Source organism: Dietzia sp. B44, assembly GCF_014145245.1.
Lineage (GTDB): Bacteria > Actinomycetota > Actinomycetes > Mycobacteriales > Mycobacteriaceae > Dietzia > Dietzia natronolimnaea.
Genome location: NZ_JAALEF010000222.1, coordinates 1 through 5,935, shown reverse-complemented (window position 1 = coordinate 5,935; position 5,935 = coordinate 1). Strand labels below are relative to the sequence as shown.

Here is a 5,935-nt window from a genome sequence, read left to right as displayed (position 1 = left end):
GGCCGACACGGCCCACCTACGGATCGAGGCTGCGGCGCCTCGACGCCAAGAGCCGGCGCTCGCAGGCCAAGGCCGGCCGCAGGCGCCCGAGCGCCTCGGACTGAACGTCCGACGCACCGCCTGCCGGGGCGGTCGCTCCGCTGCGACCTACTGGTCGGGGGTCATCCAGTGGGACAGCTGCTCGGTGGAGACCTTGGTGAGCCACATCTGCCACAGCGGGCCGAAGGACACCCGCCGCACCCCCAGGTTCCTGAGGACGGCCAGGTCCCCTGCGCCGTGGCCCTTCACGGGATGAGCGGTCACGTTGACCGGGATCGAGACCGCCCCGACGAGTCTGGTCACCTGGTCGGCGGACGTCAGCCCCACCGGGTAGACCGAGCGCGCGCCGGCCTGCTCCATCAGCACGATGCGCTCGGCCGCCTCGGCGAGCGGATCGGAGAAGACCTCTCCGCCCAGCTTGACCGCGTCGGTGCGGCCGTTGATCACGAAGGGCACACCGGCGTCATCCGCCGCGCGGCGGGCGCCGGCGATGTAGTCGGCGTGCTCGTGCTTGTCCCGGACCCGGTCGCCCTCGCCGTGGACCACATCCTCGATGTTGGCCCCCACCGCCCCTGCCTCGAGCAACCGCGAGATCAACTCGTCCGGACCGAGCCCGTACCCGGACTCCACGTCCGCGCTCACGGGGATGTCGACCGACTCGGCGATCCTGCGCACCACCCCGAGGTACTCGCCGAAGTCCATCCGCTCACCGTCGGCGCTCCCGATGGCGTCGGCGACCGGGTGACTTCCCACGGTGAGTCCGTGGAACCCCACGTCCGCGGCAGTCCGGGCACTCCAGGTGTCCCAGACGGTCGGGAGGACCACCAGGTCACCCGAGTCGTGTAGAGCGGCCAGTTCCTGTGCCCGTGCACCCACATCGGTCATCGTCGACGCCTCCTCGGCAGTAGCGGTCGTCCCTCGACACTAGGCCTGATGGGACGGACGCGACACCGCCGGAACGCGCCCGCCCCGCGGGGACGGCCCGGCCCGGGACGCCCCGGTCGGGGTCCCCGCCGCCGGAAAACGCCGCGGACGCGTGCGTCGTGGGCCACAGTGCAGGGTGACGCCGAGACGATCACACAACCGCGCACGTGCACCGATCGACCACACTGGGGGGTTCTGGCCACGCCGGCCCGACTCGGGTGATGATGGTGCAGGCGTGCTGATGCCGTTCCACAAGAACACGATCAGCCTGAAAAGAAAAGAGCCGACATGACCCCAGGCAGAACGACGATCATCTACACCCTCACCGATGAGGCCCCACGACTGGCGACGGAGGCGTTCCTCCCGGTCGTCCGCACCTTTACCGACGCCGCCGATATCGATGTCACGACGAGCGACATCTCGGTGGCCGCCCGCATCCTGGCCGCCTTCCCGGATCGGTTGACCGACGAACAGAAGGTTCCCGACAACCTGGCCGAACTGGGACAGATGACCCAGGAACCGGGCACCAACATCATCAAGCTTCCCAACATCAGCGCCTCGGTCCCCCAGCTGAACACCGCCATCGCGGAACTCCAGGCCAAGGGCTACGACATCCCCAAGTACCCGTACGACCCGCAGACCCCCGAGGAGATCGAGGTCGCCGAGCGACTCTCCGCGTGTCTGGGCAGCGCCGTGAACCCGGTGCTCCGCCAGGGCAACTCGGACCGCCGCGCCCCGAAGGCGGTCAAGGAGTACGCCCGGGCCAACCCGCATTCGATGGGCAAGTGGTCGATGGCGTCGCAGACCCACGTCGCACACATGACGCACGGCGACTTCTACGCCGGCGAGAAGTCGATCATCCTCGACCGCGCCTGCGATGCGCGCATGGAGGTGGTGACGCCGGACGGCGAGACCCACGTCCTCAAGACGGTGCCCCTCGAGGCCGGCGAGGTCGTCGACTCCATGTTCATGAGCAAGAAGGCGCTCCTGGAGTTCTACGAGGAGCAGCTGAACGACGCCAAGGAGACCGGCGTCATGTTCTCGCTCCACGTCAAGGCGACCATGATGAAGGTCAGCCACCCCATCGTGTTCGGCCACGCGGTGAGGGTCTTCTACAAGGAGGCCTTCGACAAGCACCACGACCTGTTCGACGAGCTCGGGATCAACGTCAACAACGGCATGGTCGACCTGTACGACAAGATCGAGACGCTCCCGTCCTCCAAGAAGGAGGAGATCATCGAGGATCTGCACCGGTGCCACGAGCACCGGCCGGAACTGGCGATGGTCGACTCCGCCCGCGGCATCACCAACTTCCACTCGCCCTCGGACATCATCGTCGACGCGTCGATGCCCGCGATGATCCGCATCGGCGGGAAGATGTACGGCGCCGACGGCCGCAAGAAGGACACCAAGGCGGTCATCCCGGAGTCCACGTTCGCGCGGATCTACCAGGAGATCATCAACTTCTGCAAGACCAACGGGGCGTTCGATCCCACCACGATGGGCACCGTGCCGAACGTCGGTCTCATGGCGCAGAAGGCCGAGGAGTACGGCAGCCACGACAAGACCTTCGAGGTCCAGTACGACGGCGTCGCCAACATCGTCGACGCCGCCACCGGCGAGGTCCTGCTCTCCCAGGACGTCGAGGCCGGCGACATCTGGCGCATGTGCACCGTCAAGGACGCGCCGATCCGCGACTGGGTGAAGCTCGCCGTGGACCGTGCGCGCGCCTCGGAGATGCCGGCCGTCTTCTGGCTCGACCCGTACCGCCCGCACGAGAACAACCTGATCACCCTGGTGAAGAAGTACCTCGCCGACCACGACACCGAGGGCCTGGACATCCAGATCATGTCCCAGGTGCGTGCCATGCGCTACACGCTCGAGCGCGCGTGGAGGGGCCTGGACACCATCTCGGTGACCGGCAACATCCTGCGCGACTACCTCACCGACCTGTTCCCGATCCTCGAACTCGGTACCAGCGCCAAGATGCTGTCGATCGTGCCCCTGATGGCGGGCGGTGGACTGTACGAGACCGGCGCGGGCGGATCGGCGCCGAAGCACGTCCAGCAGCTGGTGGAGGAGAACCACCTGCGCTGGGACTCGCTCGGCGAGTTCCTCGCGCTGGGGGCCAGCCTGGACGACCTCGGCCGGAAGGACGACAACCCCAAGGCCACGATCCTGGCCAAGACGCTCGACACGGCGACCGGCAAGCTGCTGGAGAACCGGAAGGGACCGTCCCGCGTCACCGGTGAGCTCGACAACCGGGGCAGCCAGTTCTGGCTCGCGCTGTACTGGGCCCAGGAGCTGGCCGCGCAGACCGAGGACCGGGACCTGGCGGCGCACTTCGCTCCGCTGGCGGAGAAGCTGACCGCGGACAAGGACACCATCCTCGAGGAGCTGCTGTCGGTCCAGGGCTCCAAGGTCGAGCTGGGAGGCTACTTCCAGCCCTCCGTCGACAAGCTGCGGGAGGCCATGCGCCCGAGCGAGACGTTCAACTCCGCGCTCGCGAGCCTCGGCAACTGATCCGACCCGCCCGCCTCACCGCACCCATCGGCCGCGCGCCGGTGGGTGCGGTGTCGTCGGGTCCGGTGTCATTCGGCCCGGTGTCATTCGGCCCGGCGAGGGCACTAGCCGCGATAGAGTGAGCCAGGTCACACAACCTGGAGGGCACCATGAACCACGTCTACAGCGTCACCGAGATCGTCGGCTCCTCCCCCGAAGGAACGGATGCCGCGATAGCCAACGCGGTCGCCGAGGCCTCCAAGACTCTCCGCAACCTCGAGTGGTTCGAGGTGCAGTCCGTCCGCGGGAAGCTGGACGGCGACCGGGTGGCCCACTGGCAGGTGACCATCAAGGTCGGGTTCCGGCACGAGTCCTGAGCGTCATCGGACCCGTCCCGCGGGCCGCTCCCGCTCGGCGCCGGGCCGCTCCCCTGTCCGGCCGCATATAGTCGGACCAGGAGCTGGATTCGGTTCCCTGATGATGGGAGTCCGGATGACCGGAACCGCTCACCCGCCCGCCACCACCTCCGCCGCCACTGGCGATGGTGCCTCCCCGGGAGGCGAACTCCTCAGCCTCGGTCTGCTCGCGAGCTCCACCATGGAGAACGAGCGTCGACTCCCGATACATCCCCGGCACCTGGACCGGATCGAGCCGGACCTCCGCGCACGCATGATCGTCGAACGCGGCTACGCCGCCGACTTCCAACTCGATCCCGGCTATGTCGAGTCGCGCGTGGGGCGGGTCGCCGAGCGCGCCGAGGTGATCGACTCCGCTGACGTGCTGCTGCTCCCGAAACCCCAGCTGGGAGAGATGGCCGAGATCCCGGAGGGTCGCGTCCTGTGGGGCTGGCCGCACTGTGTGCAGGACACCGGGTTGACGCAGACCGCGATCGACCGTCGGCTCACCCTCATCGCCTTCGAGTCGATGAACCACTGGACCCCGCAGGGCGACTTCAGTCTGCACGTGCTCCACAAGAACAACGAGCTCGCCGGGTACTGCTCGGTCCTTCACGCCCTGAGCCTCACGGGGTCCACCGGCAACTACGGGCCCCGGCTGAGCGCGGTGGTGATCGGGTTCGGCGCCACAGCGCGCGGGGCCGTCACCGCCCTGAACGCCCACGGGATCCACGACATCCAGGTCCTCACCCAGCGGGGGGCCACGGCGGTGGGCTCGCCGATCCACAGCGCCCACATCACCCAGCTCAACACCGACGAGGGCGCGACCCACCTCAGCACGGTTCCCACCGAGGACGGCGACGTCCTGCTCCCCACGTTCCTCGCCTCGCACGACATCGTGGTGAACTGCACTCTCCAGGACGTCACAGCCCCGTTGACCTACCTGCGGACCGTGGATCTCGAGGAGTTCGCTGCCGGCAGCCTCATCATCGACGTCTCGTGCGACGCCGGCATGGGCTTCGAGTGGGCCGTGCCCACGGGGTTCGAGGACCCGATGTTCACCGTCGGGCAGGGTGTGCACTACTACGCCGTCGACCACAGTCCGTCCTACCTGTGGAACTCGGCGACGTGGGAGATCAGCGAGGCGCTCCTGCCCTTCCTGCGGACGGTCATGGAGGGGCCGGCCGCATGGGATGAGGACCTCACCATCTCCCGCGCCATCGAGATCCGCGAGGGAGTCATCGAGAACCCGCATATCCTGGCGTTCCAGGGGCGTGCCGCCGACTTCCCGCACGCGCGCGTCGGCGGCAGCTCGTAACCCCGCGGGGAGCAGACTCTTCCAGGAGGCACCGTGACCACCACGTCCGACCCCCGCCCCGTCGGGGCCGACGACCTCGTCCATCTCCGCACCTGTGTGGACCTCGCGGGGCAGGCGCTGGCGGCGGGGGACAAACCGTTCCCCTCTGTGCTGGTCGACGAGGCCGGCGAGGCGCGGTTCGCGGACCGTAACCGCGAATCGAGTAGGGACGCCACCAGACATCCGGAGTTCGCGATCGCCCGCTGGGCGGCGGAGAGCATGCAGCCCGAGGAGCGGGCGTCCAGTGTCGTGTACACCTCGGGCGAGCACTGCGCGATGTGCAGCGCCGCCCACGCGTTCGTGGGCCTCGGGCGCATCGTCTTCGCCTCCAGCGGGGCCCAGTACGCGGGCTGGAAAGCCGATCTCGGCGTGGCACCCGGGCCGCTCGCCCCGCTCGGGATCACCGACGTGGTCCCGGGACTCCCCGTTTCCGGTCCGGTCCCCGCGCTGGCGGAGGAGATCAGGGTGCTGGTCGAGAGGTCCTTCCGGGCCGATCGACGGAGTAACGACGGCTGACGTCGCCGGAAGTCGGGTGACGACGGGCCGGTTCAGCGTGCACCGGGGTCCCCGGTCCTCTCCACCGCACCCCAGACCTCCCGCCAGTGCGCGGCCAGGGAGTCGAGGGTCTCGTGCGCGTTCAACCCGCTGGGTTGCGGCAGCACCCACAGCACCACGCCACCGGGCCACCCCGGTGTTAGGGACGTGCTTCGGATAGCAG

Annotated in this window: 5 protein-coding genes and 1 pseudogene; 4 read left to right on the top strand and 2 right to left on the bottom strand. The window is 68.6% G+C overall.

What is annotated here, in order from left to right; genetic code table 11:
• Nucleotides 1–147 precede the first annotated feature (147 nt).
• Nucleotides 148–924, bottom strand: coding sequence for an isocitrate lyase/PEP mutase family protein (locus G6017_RS08210; RefSeq protein WP_179525635.1), 777 nt, complete (start codon nucleotides 922–924; stop codon nucleotides 148–150).
• A gap of 327 nt (nucleotides 925–1,251) precedes the next feature.
• Here G6017_RS08210 and G6017_RS08205 point away from each other — a divergent pair, with 327 nt between their 5' ends.
• The 4 genes from G6017_RS08205 to G6017_RS08190 all read left to right on the top strand — a co-directional run bounded on the left by G6017_RS08205 (nucleotide 1,252) and on the right by G6017_RS08190 (nucleotide 5,733).
• Nucleotides 1,252–3,486: an NADP-dependent isocitrate dehydrogenase gene (locus tag G6017_RS08205; RefSeq protein ID WP_179525636.1), complete on the top strand. Its 2,235-nt coding sequence runs from the start codon at nucleotides 1,252–1,254 to the stop codon at nucleotides 3,484–3,486.
• Nucleotides 3,487–3,635: 149 nt separating this feature from the next.
• Nucleotides 3,636–3,842 (top strand): dodecin, encoded by a 207-nt coding sequence (locus G6017_RS08200; RefSeq protein WP_182611284.1) that lies wholly within the window; start codon nucleotides 3,636–3,638, stop codon nucleotides 3,840–3,842.
• A gap of 220 nt (nucleotides 3,843–4,062) precedes the next feature.
• Nucleotides 4,063–5,178, top strand: a complete 1,116-nt coding sequence (locus G6017_RS08195; protein WP_241731431.1) for a N(5)-(carboxyethyl)ornithine synthase — start codon at nucleotides 4,063–4,065, stop codon at nucleotides 5,176–5,178.
• A gap of 33 nt (nucleotides 5,179–5,211) precedes the next feature.
• Nucleotides 5,212–5,733, top strand: a complete 522-nt coding sequence (locus G6017_RS08190) for a tRNA-specific adenosine deaminase (RefSeq protein WP_182616878.1) — start codon at nucleotides 5,212–5,214, stop codon at nucleotides 5,731–5,733.
• Nucleotides 5,734–5,765: 32 nt separating this feature from the next.
• On the opposite strand, the pseudogene G6017_RS16745 reads toward G6017_RS08190, so the two are convergent.
• Nucleotides 5,766–5,935, bottom strand: a pseudogene (locus tag G6017_RS16745) (mismatch-specific DNA-glycosylase); the annotation flags it as partial.

Bases quoted from the DNA above. Each gene is read 5' to 3' on its own strand.
- G6017_RS08210 (WP_179525635.1), bottom strand. From the start codon at position 924: ATGACCGATGTGGGTGCACGGGCACAGGAACTGGCCGCTCTACACGAC.
- G6017_RS08205 (WP_179525636.1), top strand. From the start codon at position 1,252: ATGACCCCAGGCAGAACGACGATCATCTACACCCTCACCGATGAGGCC.
- G6017_RS08195 (WP_241731431.1), top strand. From the start codon at position 4,063: ATGGAGAACGAGCGTCGACTCCCGATACATCCCCGGCACCTGGACCGG.
- G6017_RS08200 (WP_182611284.1), top strand. From the start codon at position 3,636: ATGAACCACGTCTACAGCGTCACCGAGATCGTCGGCTCCTCCCCCGAA.